The organism is Ruegeria arenilitoris, assembly GCF_013032855.1.
In the GTDB taxonomy this organism is placed as follows: Bacteria; Pseudomonadota; Alphaproteobacteria; order Rhodobacterales; family Rhodobacteraceae; genus Ruegeria; species Ruegeria arenilitoris.
In genome coordinates, this window is the sequence record NZ_WQDA01000003.1 from 269,957 (window position 1) to 288,482 (window position 18,526).

Annotated in this window: 18 protein-coding genes; 7 read left to right on the forward strand and 11 right to left on the reverse strand. The window is 62.7% G+C overall.

The features are described from left to right. The first annotated feature begins 52 nt into the window (after positions 1-52). Genes GOW72_RS11510 through GOW72_RS11525 form a run of 4 tightly spaced genes read left to right on the forward strand, consistent with a single transcriptional unit; the run spans position 53 to position 2,479 of the window. Positions 53-250, forward strand: coding sequence for a DUF6494 family protein (locus GOW72_RS11510; RefSeq protein ID WP_170366948.1), 198 nt, complete (start codon positions 53-55; stop codon positions 248-250). Further along, on the forward strand, positions 247-1,308 hold the full coding sequence (locus GOW72_RS11515; protein ID WP_170366949.1) for an Mrp/NBP35 family ATP-binding protein: 1,062 nt from the start codon (positions 247-249) through the stop codon (positions 1,306-1,308). The genes GOW72_RS11510 and GOW72_RS11515 overlap by 4 nt, the downstream gene beginning before the upstream one ends. Further along, positions 1,305-2,003 (forward strand): biotin/lipoate--protein ligase family protein, encoded by a 699-nt coding sequence (locus GOW72_RS11520; RefSeq protein WP_170366950.1) that lies wholly within the window; start codon positions 1,305-1,307, stop codon positions 2,001-2,003. The genes GOW72_RS11515 and GOW72_RS11520 overlap by 4 nt, the downstream gene beginning before the upstream one ends. After that, positions 2,000-2,479, forward strand: coding sequence for a DUF6505 family protein (locus GOW72_RS11525; RefSeq protein ID WP_170366951.1), 480 nt, complete (start codon positions 2,000-2,002; stop codon positions 2,477-2,479). The genes GOW72_RS11520 and GOW72_RS11525 overlap by 4 nt, the downstream gene beginning before the upstream one ends. Here GOW72_RS11525 and GOW72_RS11530 read toward each other — a convergent pair whose 3' ends face one another. The 8 genes from GOW72_RS11530 to acs form a co-directional block, all read right to left on the reverse strand. Next, complete coding sequence (locus tag GOW72_RS11530; protein WP_170357567.1) at positions 2,480-2,980, reverse strand: flavin reductase family protein; 501 nt, start codon at positions 2,978-2,980, stop codon at positions 2,480-2,482. Positions 2,981-3,066: 86 nt separating this feature from the next. After that, positions 3,067-4,479 (reverse strand): 3'-5' exonuclease, encoded by a 1,413-nt coding sequence (locus GOW72_RS11535; RefSeq protein ID WP_170366952.1) that lies wholly within the window; start codon positions 4,477-4,479, stop codon positions 3,067-3,069. A 2-nt stretch (positions 4,480-4,481) separates the two neighbouring features. Next, complete coding sequence (locus GOW72_RS11540; protein WP_170366953.1) at positions 4,482-5,000, reverse strand: hypothetical protein; 519 nt, start codon at positions 4,998-5,000, stop codon at positions 4,482-4,484. Between the two features lie 30 nt (positions 5,001-5,030). Beyond that, a complete protein-coding gene (locus tag GOW72_RS11545) occupies positions 5,031-6,854 on the reverse strand; it encodes a putative nucleotidyltransferase substrate binding domain-containing protein (protein WP_170366954.1) in 1,824 nt (607 codons plus the stop codon). 108 nt (positions 6,855-6,962) lie between these two features. Beyond that, positions 6,963-8,747, reverse strand: coding sequence for a sodium:solute symporter family protein (locus GOW72_RS11550; protein ID WP_170357571.1), 1,785 nt, complete (start codon positions 8,745-8,747; stop codon positions 6,963-6,965). A 15-nt stretch (positions 8,748-8,762) separates the two neighbouring features. After that, positions 8,763-9,047 carry a DUF4212 domain-containing protein gene (locus tag GOW72_RS11555; RefSeq protein WP_093962930.1) on the reverse strand — a complete coding sequence of 95 codons (285 nt, stop codon included), beginning with the start codon at positions 9,045-9,047 and terminating at the stop codon, positions 8,763-8,765. Between the two features lie 182 nt (positions 9,048-9,229). Continuing rightward, the gene (locus tag GOW72_RS11560) at positions 9,230-9,913 is read right to left on the reverse strand and encodes an adenylate kinase (RefSeq protein ID WP_170357572.1); all 684 of its coding nucleotides are present in this window, start codon (positions 9,911-9,913) and stop codon (positions 9,230-9,232) included. Positions 9,914-9,920: 7 nt separating this feature from the next. Then, the gene (acs, locus tag GOW72_RS11565) at positions 9,921-11,885 is read right to left on the reverse strand and encodes an acetate--CoA ligase (RefSeq protein WP_170366955.1); all 1,965 of its coding nucleotides are present in this window, start codon (positions 11,883-11,885) and stop codon (positions 9,921-9,923) included. Positions 11,886-12,314: 429 nt separating this feature from the next. Here acs and GOW72_RS11570 point away from each other — a divergent pair, with 429 nt between their 5' ends. The 3 genes from GOW72_RS11570 to GOW72_RS11580 are packed head-to-tail and all read left to right on the forward strand — an operon-like array spanning position 12,315 to position 15,426. Beyond that, entirely contained in the window at positions 12,315-13,331 is a 1,017-nt protein-coding gene (locus GOW72_RS11570) for a C4-dicarboxylate TRAP transporter substrate-binding protein (RefSeq protein ID WP_170367200.1), read from the forward strand. Positions 13,332-13,389: 58 nt separating this feature from the next. Further along, positions 13,390-14,019 carry a TRAP transporter small permease subunit gene (locus tag GOW72_RS11575; RefSeq protein WP_170363648.1) on the forward strand — a complete coding sequence of 210 codons (630 nt, stop codon included), beginning with the start codon at positions 13,390-13,392 and terminating at the stop codon, positions 14,017-14,019. 3 nt (positions 14,020-14,022) lie between these two features. Next, positions 14,023-15,426 (forward strand): TRAP transporter large permease, encoded by a 1,404-nt coding sequence (locus GOW72_RS11580; protein ID WP_170366956.1) that lies wholly within the window; start codon positions 14,023-14,025, stop codon positions 15,424-15,426. 170 nt (positions 15,427-15,596) lie between these two features. Here GOW72_RS11580 and GOW72_RS11585 read toward each other — a convergent pair whose 3' ends face one another. From GOW72_RS11585 to rocF, 3 genes are read right to left on the reverse strand one after another with little or no spacing between them, the layout of a single operon-like run. Continuing rightward, positions 15,597-16,637, reverse strand: a complete 1,041-nt coding sequence (locus GOW72_RS11585) for an ornithine cyclodeaminase (protein ID WP_170366957.1) — start codon at positions 16,635-16,637, stop codon at positions 15,597-15,599. Between the two features lie 10 nt (positions 16,638-16,647). Continuing rightward, the gene (gene ctlX, locus GOW72_RS11590; protein WP_170366958.1) at positions 16,648-17,568 is read right to left on the reverse strand and encodes a citrulline utilization hydrolase CtlX; all 921 of its coding nucleotides are present in this window, start codon (positions 17,566-17,568) and stop codon (positions 16,648-16,650) included. Beyond that, on the reverse strand, positions 17,568-18,488 hold the full coding sequence (gene rocF / locus GOW72_RS11595; RefSeq protein WP_170366959.1) for an arginase: 921 nt from the start codon (positions 18,486-18,488) through the stop codon (positions 17,568-17,570). Before rocF ends, ctlX begins: the two co-directional genes overlap by 1 nt. Positions 18,489-18,526: the final 38 nt, after the last annotated feature.

An 18,526-nucleotide genomic window follows, 5' to 3' on the forward strand; every position in this document is an offset into this window, starting at 1 on the left:
ACGGCGACAGAGCGCGTGCGTCAAATGAACGAACAAGACGGAGACAACGGCGATGAGCGGCGATTACAACATGTCGATGCGCAAATTCCTCAAACAGGTTGGCGTGACCAGCCAGCAGGCCATCGAAGGCGCGCTGCGCAAGGCGGGCGATCCGGCGGGCAAAAGCTTTGAGGCCAAGATGGTCCTGACGATCGACGGTCTGGATGTCGAACACGTGGTGACTGGCCAGATCAAGGACGGCGACGCATGAGCATCCGCGACGCGGTTCTGGCGAACCTGAAAAAGATCACCGACCCGGTTTCGGGGCAGGACATCGTCAGCGCGGGCGTGGTCCGCGCGCTGAATGTCGAGGGCGACACCGTGCGCTTCGTTCTCGAGATCGACCCCAAGTACGCCGAAAAGATGGAGCCGGTGCGCGCCACCGCCGAAAAGGCGGCGCAGATGGTCGACGGGGTGGCCAAGGTCTCGGCCCTGCTGACCGCGCATTCCGACAAGGCGCCGCCTGATTTGAAACCCAAGCCCAAGCCCTCGCAGACCGGGCCGCAGGCGGTGCCGGGGGTTGACCGGATCATCGCCGTGGCCTCGGGCAAGGGCGGGGTCGGAAAGTCGACCGTTTCGGCCAACCTGGCCTGTGCGCTGGCGGCCGAAGGGCGGCGTGTCGGTCTGCTGGATGCCGATGTGTACGGACCTTCGCAGCCGCGCATGCTGGGCGTGTCCGGACGGCCGGCGAGCCCCGATGGCAAAACCATCCTGCCGCTGCGCAACCACGGAGTCACCATGATGTCGATGGGGTTGATGACCAACGAAGGTCAGGCGGTGGTCTGGCGTGGCCCGATGCTGATGGGCGCGCTGCAGCAGATGATGAGCCAGGTGCAGTGGGGCGCACTGGACGTGCTGATCGTCGACCTGCCGCCCGGCACCGGTGACGTGCAGCTGACGCTGAGCCAGAAATTCAAGGTGGACGGGGCCATCGTCGTCTCGACCCCGCAGGACGTGGCCCTGATCGACGCGCGCAAGGGCATCGACATGTTCCGCCAGCTGAAGACGCCGATCGTCGGCATGATCGAGAACATGTCCACGCATATCTGCTCGAACTGCGGGCACGAGGAACACGTGTTCGGCCATGGGGGCGTCGCCGCCGAAGCCGCCGAATTGGGCGTGCCGTTGCTGGGAGAAATCCCGCTGCATCTGGATATCCGCGTGGCCGCCGATGGCGGGGCGCCGATCGTGGTCAGCAAACCCGACAGCCCGCAGGCCGAGGCCTTCCGCAAGATCGCCCGCGACCTGATCGCCGCGGGCAAGGCATGACACAGCCGGTCTTTCCCCCATTGCTGTCCGGGCACCCGGTGCAGGGTGGGGAAGACCCGTTCGACCATGCGCAGGCCATGGCGGCGCTGGGCTGCGATGCGGGCAGCGTCGTCTACAACATCCAGGCGGATCGCCTGCGCGCGGCCATCGTATTTGCGCCCGAGGTGCCCTTGCAGGACGCCATGGCCATGCTGCCACTGTGCGCCGTCGGGTTCCAGAACGCGCTGGGCGCGCTGGCTCCGCCCGAGGTGGCGGTTCATCTGGGCTGGGACGGGCCGATTTTCGTCAACGGGGCCCGGTGTGGCCGATTTCGTGTGGCCGCGTCGACCTCGGATCCGGAAGCCGTGCCCGACTGGCTGGTCGTCGGCTGGGAACTGGCCTTGCTGCAAACCGGGGACGAGCCCGGCAAGTCGCCCGATGTGACGGCCCTGTATGATGAAGGCTGCGCGGAAGTGTCCCCGGTGCAGCTGGTCGAAAGCTGGTCGCGTCACATGCTGACCTGGCTGAACCGCTGGTCCGAGGATGGCAACGCGCCGTTGCACGGGGAATGGATGGGCTTGCTGCAGGGCGTCGGAGAGCCCTATGGTGATCGCGGCGTGTTTCTCGGGGCCGATGAGCGGTTCGGCATGCTGTTGCGGAACGGTGCGGATACGCAGCTTGTTCCCTTGACCCGTCTGTTGGAGGACGCCCATTGAACCTGGCCCGCGCCATTCATTTCGACGAAAGCGACCTGAACGTCTTTCACTCACCCGCCCGAACGGGCGAGTGGTGCATCTCGGGCGGGTTCGAGTTTTCGAACTGGGGCGAGGCAGACCTGGCCGGCAAGGCGCGTCAAGCCTTTGCCAACGGGTGGCTGGGGCTTGAAACCTTCGGGCGCGTGACCTTCGTGGCGGTGACGCAGATCGAACCGGCCGAGATGGAGCGGCTGGCCACCAACCTGGCCGAGCATTTCGTGCGCCTTTACGGCGCGCCCACGGTCGAGGCGGCGCTGGACGTGGCCCGGGCCGAGCTGGCCCATATGTCCGAGATGTGTGACGATCATGCCCCCAACACCCTGCTGACCGTTGCCCGCAGCCTGACCGAGTCCGGCGTTCACGAGGCGTTTCGCGTGATCACGCCGCAAGAGGCCGAGTTGGAGGCCTTTGCCGTGCACGGGTCATTGGACGAGTAATTACAAAAGGTCGGCAAAACCGCCGAACTGTCCGCGCTTGAAGATCAAGCCTTTGCCGGTGCGGTACATGACCTGTTCGACCTCTCCCACGAGAATCAGATGATCCCCGGCCTCGTGGCGGGCAGACAATGTGCAGTCAAATCGGGCCAGACACTGGCTCAGCTGCGGCCGACCTTTGTGATCAGGGGACCAGTCTGCATGCGAGAAATCGAGGCCATTGCGGGCAAAACGAAGGGCCAGATCCTGCTGATCCTCGGCCACGACATGGATCGAGTAATGTTGCGCTGCTTGAAAGGCCCCGTAACGGTTCGACTCTTTTGCCAGACACCACAGGACCAATGGTGGATCCAGCGACACTGATGCAAACGAGTTGACGGTGATGGCCGAGGGACCGTCCGGGGTGCTGGTCGTGACGACCGTCACACCAGTGCCAAAGCACCCGAGAGCCTCGCGGAAGGCCATGCTTTGATCGGGTCCGGGTGTGAATGTTCTTTCGGTCATCGCGCGCTCGTTTGGTGGCCGGACACGGGGTGCCATGCCGCAGCAGAATTGTCCACGAAAAGCTGTATCGCGATCAATAGGCTGATTCAGTTCAGGTCTTCCAGCAGCCGACCGTGCTTGCGGGTTTCTGCGATCACGTCGCCGAATGTCTGCATACCGCGCGCAGCCAGCATCGGCAGCATGCGCACCAACGCTTCAGCCGTCGCAACCGCATCCCCCAAGGCCGTATGGCGGAGCGTCTCGGGGATTTCCACGCCCAGTCTTTCGCACAAAGCGTCGAGCGTATGGGTTTCACTGGCGCCGAATAGAACCGCGGACAGCAGAACCGTGTCCAGGATGGGGTGATCCCACGTCACTTCCATGCGCTTGGTATGACGGCGCAGAAACGCCATGTCGAATGGTGCGTTATGCGCCACGATCACGGCATCACGGGCGAAGTGGTGGAACATGCGCCCGGCTTGCGCGATATCGGGCGCGTCCTGCACCATACGGTTACTGACCTTGTGAACCTTGGTCGAAGCGGGTGGGATCGGAATGCCCGGATTGACCAGCGTGTCCAGCCGCTCGCCCTCGACGATGCGCCCCTTGACGACACGGACGGCACCGATCTGCACGATCTCGTCCTTGTGCGGCAGCAAACCGGTGGTTTCGGTGTCGAAGACCACAAAGCACAGTTGCGATAGCGGGCGGTTTTCGAACGCCTCGTCGCCTGGGGTGTCCAGAAGATCGAAATCATAGACCAGAGGGCGCGCGGCCTCTGGCGGAATGCGGGCGACGCTGTCTTCGAAGATCAGCATATAGCCCGGCGCATCGCCCAGCGGTTTCATGCGTGCCGTGTAGGTTTGGCGCCCGTCCACGCTGGCGAGGGTGCAATAGACATCCATGCCGGTTTTCCCCAGCTTCTCATAAGCGTCCAGCAGAGGTTTGCGTTCGAGATAGTCGAACAGCGAGGCGTTCAAGCGGGGATGGGCGATCTGCGCCAGAACCTCGGCGGCCTGCGCGTCGTACAGAACGATCTGGTGGTTTGGCCCCGCCAGCAGCATCGCGACCGGGATCTCGGACAGAAGCGCGGTCAGACGTTCTTTCTCTGACGCCAGATGCGCGGTTTCGGCGGCAACGGCTTCGGCGGTGGACAGGGCGGTGGTGGCCAGTCGTTCGGCAAGGCTGGCGGCGGCGGGGGCCAGATCACCCAGATAGCGTGCCGCCTGCAGGTCAAGATCGGTATCCACCCCCGCATGTGCACGCGCACGCAGCTGCGCCGACAGGCGTTCGATCGGTTTGGCCACGTTGTCGTCGAACAGCAGCCAGACACCAGCGACCAGCCCAAGCAAGCCAAACGAGATCAGCAGGCCGCTGAACACGAAGGCGCTGGTCATGTCCGCGGGATCGGCCCGGCGCAGGCCAAGCCAAAGCGCGATCAGAGTGATGGCGATGCCACCCGCGGCAAGCAAGCAGAAGAACAGAAAAATTCTCAGGCGCAGGCTCAGGCGGGTCAGCATGGTTAGGCCTCACAAGTAGCGGAGACCACCGGATCATCCTGGCCAACCGGCACCCAATCGGCACCGACCAGACGCCCGTCATCCGAGAACTCGGCCCCATCGGCCAGACTTGCCCGGCTGTATTCGGCGCAGTTCACCGCGATCGGCATCTTGGATACCGGCGCCCAGCGGCCAAAGAAGTACAGGTCGATCAGGCGCTGATCCGGCACCTGCGCATTGGTCCGCAACGAGGCCGTATCGACGGCCGCGAACCGGTCGACATACGGCACCGCATAGGTCCAGGGGCGATAGAGCGCGCGGCTTTCGACCTCCTGCACGACGGTCAGGCCCTCGGGCAGGGCGTCACGGGTGCGGTCGTACCACGAATACTCGCTGATGATCGTGACTGCGATCATGCCCAAACCGGCCGCAACCGGAGCCGACCATTTCGGCAGGCGGCCACCGGTCAGCCGGTTCAAACCCATCACGAGGCCCGCGATGGCAAAACCCGCAAAGATCGTGCCGATCAGCTCAAGAAACATCTTCCTCCTCCGTTCTTCCTGCCGGGGTCTTTATCCCAGCATCCCCTTGCCGTGCCCGACCGCGGATTGCATCGTCTTTACCACGACAAACGCGTCCCGAAGATGACTTCGCTCAAAGTCCGACAGTTCCGACGGCGCAAGATAGTTGTCTGGCTTGTCGCCATTCCTGATCTGTTTGACCTGATGGTTCAACCGGGTTTCCGCGATCAGGTCATAGGCATCCATCAGGTCCCGCGCGCCAGACGGGCTGAGCACCCCGGCTGCCTCGGCGGCCTTGAGGCGCGCGCGGGTGTTCACCTCGGTCAATTCACCCTGCAGGCTGTAGACGCGGCCCAGATCGACCACCGGGACCACGCCGTTGTGTTTGAGATCCAGCGTGTTGCGATGCTCGCCCGAGCGGATCGTGGCGATCCCGCGCAGCAGGCCCAGCGGCGGCGTGTGCTTCAGAGAATTCGAAATCATGTGCGCCACGAAGATCGAGTTGGCCCGCGCCGCGCGCAGGGTTTCGGCCTGCAGGTCGGAAAACAGCTCGAACCGGCCGCCGATGGGGCGCAAGTCGAACATGACCGAGGCCAGCATCTGCGCCTCGGGGTTGGGCTTGGCGATCCAGCCGTTGAAATAGTCGCGCCAGACCCGGACCGGCTGCCGCCAGCGCGGATTGGTCGCCATCATGTCGCCGGGGCAATAGAAATACCCGCAGGTATCCAGCCCGCCGGACACGAATTTGGCCAGCGCCTCGAAATAGGGCAGGTCGGCATCGGTGACGCTGTCATCCAGCATCAGGCAATTGTCCTGATCGGACACGCCCGTCTGCTCCTGCCGCCCCTGCGAGCCGCAGGCCAGCCAAAGATAGTGGACGGGCGCCGGGCCGAGTTTCTGCTCGGCCAGCGCCAGCAGCCGGCGCGTCGCGGCGTCAGCGATGTCGGTGATCAGGCGGGTGACGATTTCGTGCCGGTTGCCCGCCGCCACCAGTTGCACCAGCAGGTTCGGGATCTCGGCCGTGACCGCGGCCATCTCGGTCGCCGACCCGGCCTGCGCGATGCGGCCGACCAGCTCGGCCGAGCTGACGGCCTGGAACCGGGTCAGGTCGGTCTGGGTGACCATTCCGACCAGACGCCCACCCTCGGTGATGGGGATATGGCCGATACCGCGTTCCAGCATCGCGTGCAGCACGTCCGAGCCGATGTCGCCGGGCGACAGGGTCAGCGGGTCCGGGGTCATGATCTGTGACACCGGGGTCGTCGGGGGCAGGGCGCCCGCCACGACCTGGCCCGACAGGTCCCGAACCGTGGCAATGCCGCGCAACGCGCCGCGCTCTGTGATGCAGACAGACGAAATGCCCCGGTCGCGCATCAGGCGCGCGGCTTCCTGAACGGTCGTGTCCGGGGTGCATGTGGCCGGCTTGCGCGCCATCAGGGTCTCGACCCGGGTGGTGGCCAGTGATTGCTGTTCGGGCCGTGCAGGGCGGGCCCGGTTGAAGAATTTGGCGACGACGACGTGACGCTTGAGCAGGTCGGAAAACAGGTCGGTGGGGATAATCAGCAGAACCGAGGGCGCGTCAGCTGTTGCTGTGGTCACCGCGCGCCCGTCGCGCATCAGACCACGCTCGCCAAACGAGTTGCGCAGGCCCAGATGGGATACGACCGCGCCGTTTTCGTCGGTGATCTCGACCTGGCCTTCGTAGATGATGAACAGGCCGGGCAACTGCGCGCCACGGCGATAGAGGACGGCGCCCTTTGCGATTTCGCGCGCTTCGATCCGGGCTGCGATGTCGGCCAGTTCCTCGACCGGCAGCGCGTCATAGGGGTGCACGGATTTCAGAAACCGGGTGATCTGATCAGGTGAAAGCGCCATGGGGTCGCCTGTCCGCTTGAATGAAAAGCCCCGCCCGGGGTTTAGCCGGGCGGGAGAAGTTGGTCGAGGGAAACGGCCCGTGATGCATCATCGCGGACCGCATCCGGCTCAGTGGTCCTGAGCCGCGCCCGCACCACGGGGAATGCGCACGCTTTCGACCAGATCCTTGATCTCCTGCGGGGTTTCCTTGGTCATGCCGGCAACCACATAGGCGACGCCGAAGTTGACCATGGCGCCGATCGCACCGAACGAGGTCGATTTGATCGGACCCAGCAGCGGGTCTGCATCGGTGAACGAGTTGGTGCCCGGAATGAACAGCCAGCCCTTGTGCAGGAAGATGTAGACCAGGGTGACGGTCAGACCAGCCAGCATGCCCGCGACCGCGCCGGTGTTGTTGATGCGGGTCGAGAAGATCCCCATCATCAGCGCCGGGAAGATCGAGGCCGCCGCCAGACCGAAGGCCAACGCCACGGTTTGCGCCGCAAATCCCGGAGGGTTGAGGCCCAGATAGGTGGCAACCACGATGGCCACGGCCATTGCGATCCGCGCCGCCAGAAGCTCGCCCTTTTCCGAGATGCTCGGGTTGATCGAGCCCTTGATCAGGTCGTGCGACACCGCCGACGAAATTGCCAGCAACAGGCCCGCAGCGGTCGAAAGCGCGGCCGCAAGACCACCGGCCGCGACCAGACCGATCACCCAACCCGGCAGGTTGGCGATTTCGGGGTTGGCCAGAACCAGGATGTCGCGGTTGAACTTGGTCAACTCGTTGCCGACCCAGCCCTTTTCTTCGGCAAGCGCCTGCATGTCGGCATTCTTGTCGTTGTAGTACTGGATCTTGCCGTCGCCGTTCTTGTCTTCCCAGTCCAGCAGGCCGGTTTTCTGCCAGGTGGCCATCCAGTCATACCGGGCATCGTTGTCGATCTGCTCCAGCGAAACAGCGCCACCTTCGATGCCGCCGTTCGGCCACATCATGTCGGTGATGTTCAGACGGGCCATGGCACCAACCGCGGGGGCGGTCAGGTACAGCAGAGCGATGAACACCAGCGCCCAACCGGCCGACCAGCGCGCGTCCGACACTTTGGGAACGGTGAAGAAGCGCATGATGACGTGCGGCAGGCCGGCGGTGCCGATCATCAGCGACAGGGTGAACAGAACCATGTTCAGCGTGTTCGAATGATGAGCGGTGTATTCCGCAAAGCCCAGCTCGGCCACGATGGCGTCCAGCTTGGTCAGCAGCGGCTCGCCACCGGCGGTGTCGCCGAACAGGCCCAGGGCCGGGATCGGGTTGCCGGTCAGCTGCAGCGAGATGAAGATCGCCGGAATGGTGTAGGCGGTGATCAGCACGCAGTACTGAGCGACCTGGGTATAGGTCACGCCCTTCATGCCGCCGAACACCGCATAGGCAAACACGACGCCCGCGCCGATCAGCAGACCGGTGGTGTTCGACACTTCCAGAAAGCGGCCAAAGGCCACGCCCACGCCGGTCATCTGGCCGATCACGTAGGTGACCGAGGCCACGATCAGACAGATCACCGCCACGACGCGCGCGGTCTGGCTGTAGAAACGATCGCCGATGAATTCGGACACGGTGAACTTGCCGAACTTGCGCAGATAGGGCGCAAGCAGAAGCGCCAGCAGCACGTAGCCGCCGGTCCAGCCCATCAGGAACGAGCTGTTGTCATAGCCGGTAAAGGCAATCAGGCCCGCCATCGAGATGAACGAGGCCGCCGACATCCAGTCTGCTGCCGTGGCCATGCCGTTGGTGACCGGGTGAATGCCGCGTCCGGCGGCATAGAATTCCGATGTGGATCCCGCGCGGGCCCAGATCGCGATGCCGATGTAGAGCGCAAAGGACGCGCCCACAAACAGCAGGTTGATGGTAAACTGATCCATTGTCCCCTGGCTCCCTTATTCTTCTTCGACGCCGTATTCGGCATCCAGTTTGTTCATGCGCCAGGCGTAGAAGAAGATCAGCGCCAGAAAGACCAGGATCGATCCCTGTTGCGCGAACCAGAAGCCCAGGTCGGTGCCGCCGACGGCGATGCCCGACAGCAACGGGCGCAGCAGAATGCCGAACCCGAAAGACACCAGCGCCCAGATGATGAGGCTGATGTAGATGAGACGCAGGTTTGCCTGCCAATAGCCCTTGTCGGACTCGGCAGTCTGCGCGGAGTTTGTTGAATTATCCGCCATTGCGGTTTCCTCCTTGGTTCCTCCAGGGCGGCCCGGTGCATTTGTCCTCCGGCGTAGGGCCGCCATTCGATTGCGCCGAGCGCCGCGATGGCGCCAGGCAAAGCTTCTCCGGTCCGCCAGAGCGGTTCCGTTGAAGAAACTCATGTCGGGGTCAGTGCCCGCTTTGGGGAGTCCTCTTCCCCTTACCGCATCGCGTCGCCCACGATGCTTTCCAGGCCACGGGCGATCTGATCGATCTGCCCCATGGCATCCAGTTTTCTGAGTACGCCGCGATCCTTGTAGTAGTCGATCAAAGGCGCGGTTTGTTCGTGATAGGCCTCCAGCCGGGACGCCACGGTTTCGGCATTGTCATCGGCGCGGCGGCTGAATTCGGTGCTGCCGCACTTGTCACAAACACCGTCCACCTTCGGCTGCTTGTACTGATCGTGGTAGCCTTCACCGCACATTGCGCAGGTGTAGCGTCCGGCGATCCGGGTGACCATCTCGGCGTCCTCGACCTCGAGGCTGATGGCCGCATTCACCTTCTGCCCGTTTTCGGCCAGCAGCTTGTCCAACGCTTCGGCCTGAACCGTGGTACGGGGAAACCCGTCCAGGATGACACCGCACGCGCAATCGGGCTCGGCAATGCGATCGCGCAGGATTGCGATGACGATGTCGTCGCTGACCAGGTCGCCGGCTTCCATCACTGCTTTCGCGGCCTTTCCGGCCTCGGTTCCGGCAGCAACCGCGGCGCGCAGCAGGTCGCCCGTGCTGAGTTGCACAAGGCCGAATTTCTGTTCCAGCATTCGCGCCTGTGTGCCCTTCCCGGCGCCCGGAGGGCCGAGAAGGATCAGGACAGCGGGCTTTGTGATTGTTTCAGCCTGCATCACGCCCTCACTTGTTGGCCCGGTTGGCGATCAGATCTTCGACGACGGACGGGTCGGCCAGGGTCGAGGTATCGCCCAGCGAGCCGAAGTCGTTCTCGGCGATCTTGCGCAGAATGCGGCGCATGATCTTGCCCGAACGGGTCTTGGGCAGGCCCGGAGCCCATTGGATCACGTCAGGGCTGGCGATCGGTCCGATTTCTGTCCGGACCCATGTGCGCAGCTCTTTCAGCAATTCATCCGAGGGCTCTCGGTCATTCATCAGGGTGACGTAGCAATAGATGCCTTGGCCCTTGATTTCATGGGGATAACCAACGACGGCCGCTTCGGCGACGGCGGCGTGAGCCACCAGTGCGCTTTCGACTTCGGCGGTACCCATGCGGTGGCCAGACACGTTGATGACGTCATCGACGCGGCCGGTGATCCAGTAATCGCCATCTTCGTCGCGGCGGCAGCCGTCACCGGTGAAGTAATACCCCTTGTAGTCTGAGAAATAGGTCTTCTCGAACCGCTCATGGTCGCCCCATACGGTGCGCATCTGGCCCGGCCAGCTGTCCTTGATGCACAGCACGCCTTCGACCCCGTTGCCGGTGATCTCGACGCCCGACTGCGGATCCAGCACGACGGGTTGAACGCCAAAGAAGGGTTTCATCGCCGAACCGGGCTTGGTCGCATGCGCGCCGGGCAGGGGGGTCATCATGTGGCCGCCGGTCTCGGTCTGCCACCAGGTGTCGACGATCGGGCATTTCCCCTTGCCGACCACCTCATTGTACCAGTTCCAGGCCTCGGGGTTGATGGGTTCGCCCACCGTGCCGAGCGTTTTCAGGGAACTCAGGTCGCATTTTTCTACGAACTCGTTGCCCTGACCCATGAGCGCGCGGATCGCGGTGGGGGCGGTGTAGAACTGGTTGACCTTGTGCTTCTCGCAAACCTGCCAGAACCGCGAGGCGTCGGGATAGGTCGGCACGCCTTCGAACATCAGTGTGGTCGCGCCATTGGCCAGCGGGCCATAGACGATATAGCTGTGGCCGGTGACCCAGCCCACGTCCGCTGTACACCAGTAGATGTCGCCGTCATGATAGTCGAAGGTGATTTCGTGGGTCATCGCGGCATAAACCAGGTAGCCGCCGGTGGTGTGCACCACGCCTTTCGGCTGTCCGGTCGAGCCCGAGGTGTAAAGGATGAACAGCGGATCTTCGGCGTTCATCTCGGCCGGCGCACAATAATCGTCGGCCTCCAGCGCCATTTCGTTGTAGTCGTAGTCGCGCCCGTCGATCCAGGTCGTCTGGCCACCAGTACGCTTGACCACCAGACACTTTACCGAGTCCTTGCAATGCAGCAGGGCGGCGTCGGCGTTCGATTTCAGCGGAGTCTTGCGGCCACCGCGCGGGGCTTCGTCGGCGGTGATGATGACCTTGGCGTCGCAACCGTTGACCCGAGCGGCCAACGCGTCGGGCGAGAAGCCGGCAAACACGATCGAGTGGATCGCGCCAATGCGGGCGCAGGCGAGCATGGCATAGGCTGCCTCGGGGATCATCGGCAGATAGATGACGACCCGGTCGCCTTTGCGCACGCCCATCGATTCCAGAATGTTCGCCATGCGGCAGGTGCGGCGGTGCAGCTCGGCATAGGTGATGTGCTGGGCTTCGTCGTTCGGATCATCCGGTTCCCAGATGATCGCGGTCTGATCGCCGCGGGTCTTCAGGTGACGGTCCAGGCAGTTGGCCGAGACGTTCAGCGTGCCGTCGGCATACCAGTTGATCTTGACCGAGCCGAAATCGTAGTTGACGTCCTTGACCTGGGTGTAGGGCTTGATCCAGTCGATCCGCTTGCCATGCTCACCCCAGAATTTCACGGGGTCGTTGACAGATGCCTTGTACATCTGGGTGTATTTTTCGGCATCGACATGAGCGCGAGCAACGGTTTCTGCGGATGGCGGAAATACCTTGGCTTCTGCCTGGGCAGCGGTGGTCATTCTGAGGCTCCTCCCTCTGACTGGACTTCGGGTGGACCGAGTTTGCCCAATTGATTGGCATTGTCGATCCGTTTCCTCCCCGGTCGGGATAATACGCCTTCGAGAAAAGAAAGAAATAAATTGCCGTAATCCTTGGATTTGTTTGTAAACAACTTTCCGTTTCTCGGGGTATTTTGTAAATTCGACCGAGTTGAGTTTGCGATAACATGATGAAAAACAATTATTTACAGATTTTGGAGTTGTTAACGGTCCAGAGCGACACCTTTTCTCCTGTGGGTCGACCGTGTCGGCGGAGCTTTCTGAGCCGTGCAGAAATCAGCGCTTTCACGGGTGCACCATCCGGGCGGCGGGGCTTGGCACGTGTCGATGTTGGCGCTAGCTTGACTCGCAAGCGCTCCGGGAGGGGGTGCACCAATGGGAGAGATCATTATGAAGAAGATGTTGAGCGGAGCGGCCATCGCCGCCCTTGGCGTTGCTTTTGTCACCGAGGCGGCTGCGACCGAGTGGAATGCCTCGGTCTGGGGCAAGCGCCGCGCCTTCACCGAACATGTTGAGAAACTGGCCGAACTGGTCAGCGAGAAAACCGATGGCGCGTTCACCATCAACGTCAGCTATGGCGGCCTTTCCAAGCCCAAGGAAAACCTGGACGGCATCGAAATCGGCGCCTTCGAGATGGCCCAGTTCTGCGCTGGCTACCATCGCGACAAGAACCGCGCGATCACCGTCCTGGAACTGCCGTTCCTGGGTGTGAACACACTGGATGAGGAAGTGGCCGTCAGCCACGCGGTCTACGATCACCCTGCGGTCAAGGAAGAGATGGCTCAATGGAACGCTCGTATCCTCATGACCTCGCCGATGCCGCAGTACAATCTGGTCGGGACAGGCGAGCCGCGTGACAAACTGGCCGAGTTCGAAGGTATGCGCGTTCGTGCGACCGGGGGCCTTGGTCAGGCGTTCGAGGCCGTTGGTGCCGTTCCGACATCGGTTCCGGCGACCGAAGCCTACAATGCGATGCAGTCCGGTGTTGTGGACACCGTCGCATTTGCTCAGCACGCACACCTGTCGTTCGGCACCATCAATGAGGCCGACTGGTGGACCGCGAACCTGAACCCCGGCACGGTGAACTGCCCGGTGGTCGTGAACATCGACGCCTATGAAGCACTGCCGCCCGAGCACCGTGAGGCGCTGGACAGCTCGATCGACGAGGCGATTGACCACTACCTGACCAACTACGGTGAGCTACTGAAAAAGTGGGATGGCGTGCTCGAAGAAAAGGGCGTTCAGAAAGTGATGATCGATGACTTCGTTCTGGACGAGTTCCGTGCCAAGGCGGCCGACCCGATCCGCGACCAGTGGATTGCTGACATGTCCGCCCAAGGCCTGCCGGCGCAGGATCTTTACGACCTGGTGCAGGCAACGCTGAAGCAGCAGCGCGGCGGCAACTGATAAAAAACAGCCGGGGGCTGAAACGCCCCCGGGATCATCTGGAACAGGGGACAACCGGATGGCAGGACACGCCACGGTATTGGAGGACGGCAGCCTCCTGAGCCGTCTCGATCGGCAATTGCTGCGACTTGAACGATTTCTGGCCCTTCTCAGTGGCATCGCCGTTTTCGGATTGATGGTGTTGGCTGTTGTGTCCGTCAGCGGACGCAACGCGATCAACGCGCCATTGCCGGGCTATGTCGACTGGATCGAGCAGGCCATGCCTCTAATCGCGTTTCTGGGCATTTCCTATGTGCAGCGAGACGGCGGGCACATCCGCATGGACATCGTGATCGCACGGCTGCACGGGCGCGCAATGTGGTTGTTCGAGCTGATTTCGGTCGTGCTGATCCTGGTCCTGATGTTGGCTTTGGTCTGGGGCAGCTGGTCCCATTTCGATCGATCGTTTGATTTCGGCGCACCGATGTGGAGCCGCGACAGCTCGATCGACATCGGTATTCCGATCTGGCCCGCCAAGCTGTTGGCGCCAGTTGCCTTCTCCGTCTTGTGTCTGCGGTTGTGTCTCCAGATCTGGGGGTATGGTCGGGCGTTCCTGTTGGGGCTGGAAACTCCGGTTGCGGTGCCACTGATCCAGGACGCCGCCGCGCAGGCCGCGGCCGAAGCCGAGCAGTTTGAGAGGCAGGACTGACAAATGGACACGATTGAAATCGGCCTGTGGGTCACGGGCGGCCTGCTGGTTCTTGTCGTCGCGGGCATGCGCGTTGCGTTTGCCGCAGGCCTTGCAGGGCTGGTGGGGCTGGTCTGGATATTCTGGGCCAAATTCGGATACGACCCGGATCGGTTTGGCAAGGCTTTGACCGTTGCCGTCAAGACGGCGGGGCAGGTGCCGCATTCCAAAGTGGCCTCGCACACGCTCAGCCTGATCCCAACTTTCATCCTGATCGGATACCTGGCCTATTACGCGGGTTTGACCCGGGCTTTGTTCGAAGCGGCCAAGCGCTGGGTCGCCTGGGTGCCGGGTGGTTTGGCGGTGTCCACGGTTTTCGCGACCGCCGGCTTTGCAGCCGTGTCAGGCGCGTCGGTGGCTACGTCGGCCGTCTTTGCCCGCATTGCAATCCCCGAGATGTTGGACGTCGGCTACAACAAAAGGTTTGCCGCAGGCGTCGTGGCCGCAGGCGGTACTTTGGCGTCGCTGATCCCACCTTCCGCAATCCTCGTGATCTATGCGATCATCGTCGAGCAGGACGTGGGCAAACTGCTGCTCGCCGGGTTCATCCCCGGTGCGTTTTCGGCGGTGATCTACGGACTGCTGATCATCGGTATCGCGGTTTTCTTCAAAAACGTGGGTCCGCCGGTGCGGGGCTTTACCTGGAAACAGCGCTTTGCCGCGTTGCCCGGTGCGCTGCCGATCTTCGCGGTAATCCTGATCATCATCTGTTTTGTCTACAACCCATTTGGTGACAAGGCGTGGGGAACGCCGACCGAGGGCGGCGCAATCGGTGCATTCATCGTGTTCTGCTTTGCTCTGTTTCACGGCATGCGCTGGACCGAGCTGAAGTCGGCGTTGTTGGAAACCGCCAAGCTGACGGCGATGATCTTCTCGATCATCTGGGGTGTCTTGATCTACGTGCGCTTTCTGGGATTTGCCGACCTGCCTGGGGCGTTTTCGGATTGGATCACTTCCCTCCATATGTCACCCATGCTGATCCTGATCTGTATCCTGTTGGCTTATGCCGTGCTTGGCATGTTCATGGATGCAATCGGGATGCTACTGCTGACTCTGCCGGTGGTCTATCCTGCCGTCATGGCCCTGAACGGGGGCGAGGCGGTAAGCGCGGCCGAGAGCACATTTGGCATGTCCGGACCCATGTGTGCGATCTGGTTTGGTATTCTGGTGGTCAAGATGGCCGAGTTCTGTCTGATCACGCCGCCAATCGGCCTGAACTGCTTCGTGGTGGCAGGCGTACGCCCGGACCTGAGCGTTCAGGATGTGTTCAAGGGCGTGGCTCCGTTCTTCGTCGCTGATGCGGTGACGATTGCGCTGCTGGTCGCGTTTCCGGCGATCGTTCTGTATCTGCCATCGCTTGCCGGCTGAGGTTTCGGGCAATCCAGGCACGGACTGTGATGCATGGCTCTGCCGCGCGCATAGAAAATTCGGGCGGCACGAAGTCTCGGTGCCGCAGTAGACCCAATACCTCAGTGTCGCAAAGACTGAACGGGGGCAGCGCCCCCATCCGGCCTAACGTCTAAATCGGGCGAAACGGCTCACCTGGCCCGCATGAGCATGCCAAACAGGTCGCGCGGATCGTCCGGATCCGCCAGCATGTCCAGGGGCTCGAAAAACTCGGTTCCCTCGATCGCGCGCTTGACGTAGCGCAGGGCCGAGAAGTCCTCGATCGCGAAACCAACGCTGTCGAACAGAGTGATCTGCCGGTCGTCACGGCGACCTTCCGCCTGGCCGGTGATGACCTGCCACATCTCGGTGACCGGGTGGTCAGGGTCCAGCGCTTGAATTTCACCTTCGATCCGGGTCTGCTCGGGGTATTCCACGAAGATGTCGGACCGCAGAAGAATGTCGCCATGCAATTCGGTCTTTCCGGGGCAGTCGCCTCCGATCGCATTGATGTGCACGCCCGGGCCGACCATGTTGTCGGTCAGGATGGTGGCATATTTCTTGTCGGCGGTGCAGGTGGTGATGATCTGCGCGCCCTCGATCGCCTCTTCGGCCGAGCGACACGAAACCACCTTCAACCCGGTCCCTTGCAGATTGGCCGCGCATTTCGCGGTGGCGGCGGGATCGATGTCATAAAGGCGAACGGTTTCAATCCCGCACATCGCCTTGAAGGCCAGGCACTGGAACTCGGACTGTGCGCCATTGCCGATCATCGCCATCGTCGAGGCGTTTTTGGGGGCCAGGTACTTGCCGACAAGCGCCGACGTGGCCGCGGTGCGCAGCGCCGTCAGCATCGTCATCTCGGTCAACAGGGTGGGATACCCGGTGTACACGTCCGCAAGCAGGCCAAACGCGGTGACGGTCTGCAAGCCTTCGGACGTGTTCTTGGGGTGGCCGTTCACATATTTGAACCCATAGGCCTCGCCGTCCGAGGTCGGCATCAGTTCGATCACGCCATGCGGCGAATGGGCCGGGATGCGCGGGGTCTTGTCAAAGCTCTCCCACCGTTTGAAATCGTCCTCGATCTGAGCGGCGATCTCGGTGATCATTCTTTCGACACCGATGTGGTGGATCAGCCGCATCATGTTGTCGACGGATACGAAGGGAACAAGCGCCTTGTCGGAAGGTTGCATGGGGTCTCTCCTAGCGGCGTGACAGGTGGATGCCTGCGATCATGCAGCGCACCGACCCGCCGGCGGTTTCGATGGTGGGAACGGAAAGCGGCAGGGGCGTCGCGCTGTCCTGGATGATGTCGATCTGATCCGGGCGCAGCGCGGCCAATGCCCGGCTGGACAGCGCCAGAACCAGCCCGTCGCGGCCTGTCAGTTCGATGGCGTTACCGGCAAATTCGGCGATCTGGTCGTGGGTCAGGTCGATCACCGTGCGGCCGGATTCCTCGAGCCGCGCCCGAACGGTCGCGCGCCGCTCGGGGTCGGTGATCATATCCAGACAGATCAGGGCGTAATGCGTGCCGATCCCCATCAGAACATTGGTGTGATAGACATCGCGGCCTTGCGCGTCGCGGGCCTCGAAGGCGATGGGCTCGTAGTTGAAATGGGTGCAGAACCGTTCCAGCAGCACCGGGTCGGCGCGGTTGGATTTGACGGTATAGGCAATGCGCCCGACGTGATCGAGCACCATCGCACCGGTGCCCTCCAGCGCGAGGTTGTCCTGCTCGAGCCCGGAATAGTCGATAACGTCCTGTACGCGATAGTCGCGTTTCAGCATCTCGATCACATCCATCCGCCGTTCGCGCCGGCGCGAGGGGACGAACATCGGATAGATCGCAACGTGCCCGCCCGGATGGGTCGAGAACCAGTTGTTCGGAAACACGCTGTCGGGCGTGTCGTTGTCACCGAAATCGTCGAACACATGTACGGTCACGCCGGTGTGGCGCAACTGCTCGACCGCGTGGTCATGCTCGTCGCGGGCGGCGGCCGAGGTCGCCTCGGCCGAGCGGTTGGCCAGCGTCTGGAACGCGTTGTCGTCGCGGGTTTCGGGGTTCGAGGCAAAGGCATGTGGCCGGATCATGACCACCGCCGATGGGGCTTGAAGGGAATGCATCAGAAGCTCCGGGTAATACGGTCGAAGATGCGGCGCCCAAGCAACGAGGCGGCCAGGTCGACCATCAGTTTCGCGGTGCGGCCGCGTTCATCCAGAAAGGGGTTCAACTCGACCAGGTCCAGCGAGCAGACCAATCCGCTTTCGTGCAGCAGTTCCATGGCCAGATGCGCCTCGCGTTCGGTGGCGCCGCCGGGAACGGTGGTGCCGACGGCCGGGGCGATGGCGGGGTCCAGGAAATCCACGTCCAGCGAGACATGCAGAATGCCGTTCGCGGCGCGGACGCGGTCCAGAAAGGCCATCAGCGGAGCTTTGATGCCGTGTTCGTCGATGCTGCGCATGTCGGCCAGCATGGCGCGGTCTTTCTCCAGCGCGGCGCGCTCGGCCGGATCGACCGAGCGTAGGCCGATCATGCCGACGCGGTCGGTCGGAACGGGGGCCGCCAGCGCGGGGAAGGCGTCGAACCCGGGCTGGCCGGTGAAATAGGCGACCGGCGTGCCATGCAGGTTGCCGCTGCCGGTGCTGTTGGGTGTGTGGAAATCGCTGTGCGCGTCCAGCCAAAGCACGAACAGCGGGCGCCCGATCTGCTGCGCATGGGCGGCCATGCCAGAGACCGTGCCCATCGACAGGGCATGATCGCCCCCCATAAAGATCGGCAGACCTTGTTGGGCCGCCTGTTGCGCGACCCGTTTCAAAGCCCGCGTCCACCCTACGCATTCGGGTAGGGCAAAGAGGTGATCATGTTGCGGCATGTCGACAGTGTCCGGGCGGGTGTCGCCAAAGTCTGTGACCGTGTGCCCGAGGTCGGATAGAGCCTCGGCAATTCCGGCCACCCGGTACGCGTCGGGTCCCATCCGGCAACCCTGGCGCCGCTTGCCGACGTCCATGCCGGCACCAACGAGAATGACTGATTTGGTATCCATACGTTCATTTAGCGGTGCAATGCGGGTTGCGTGAAGGA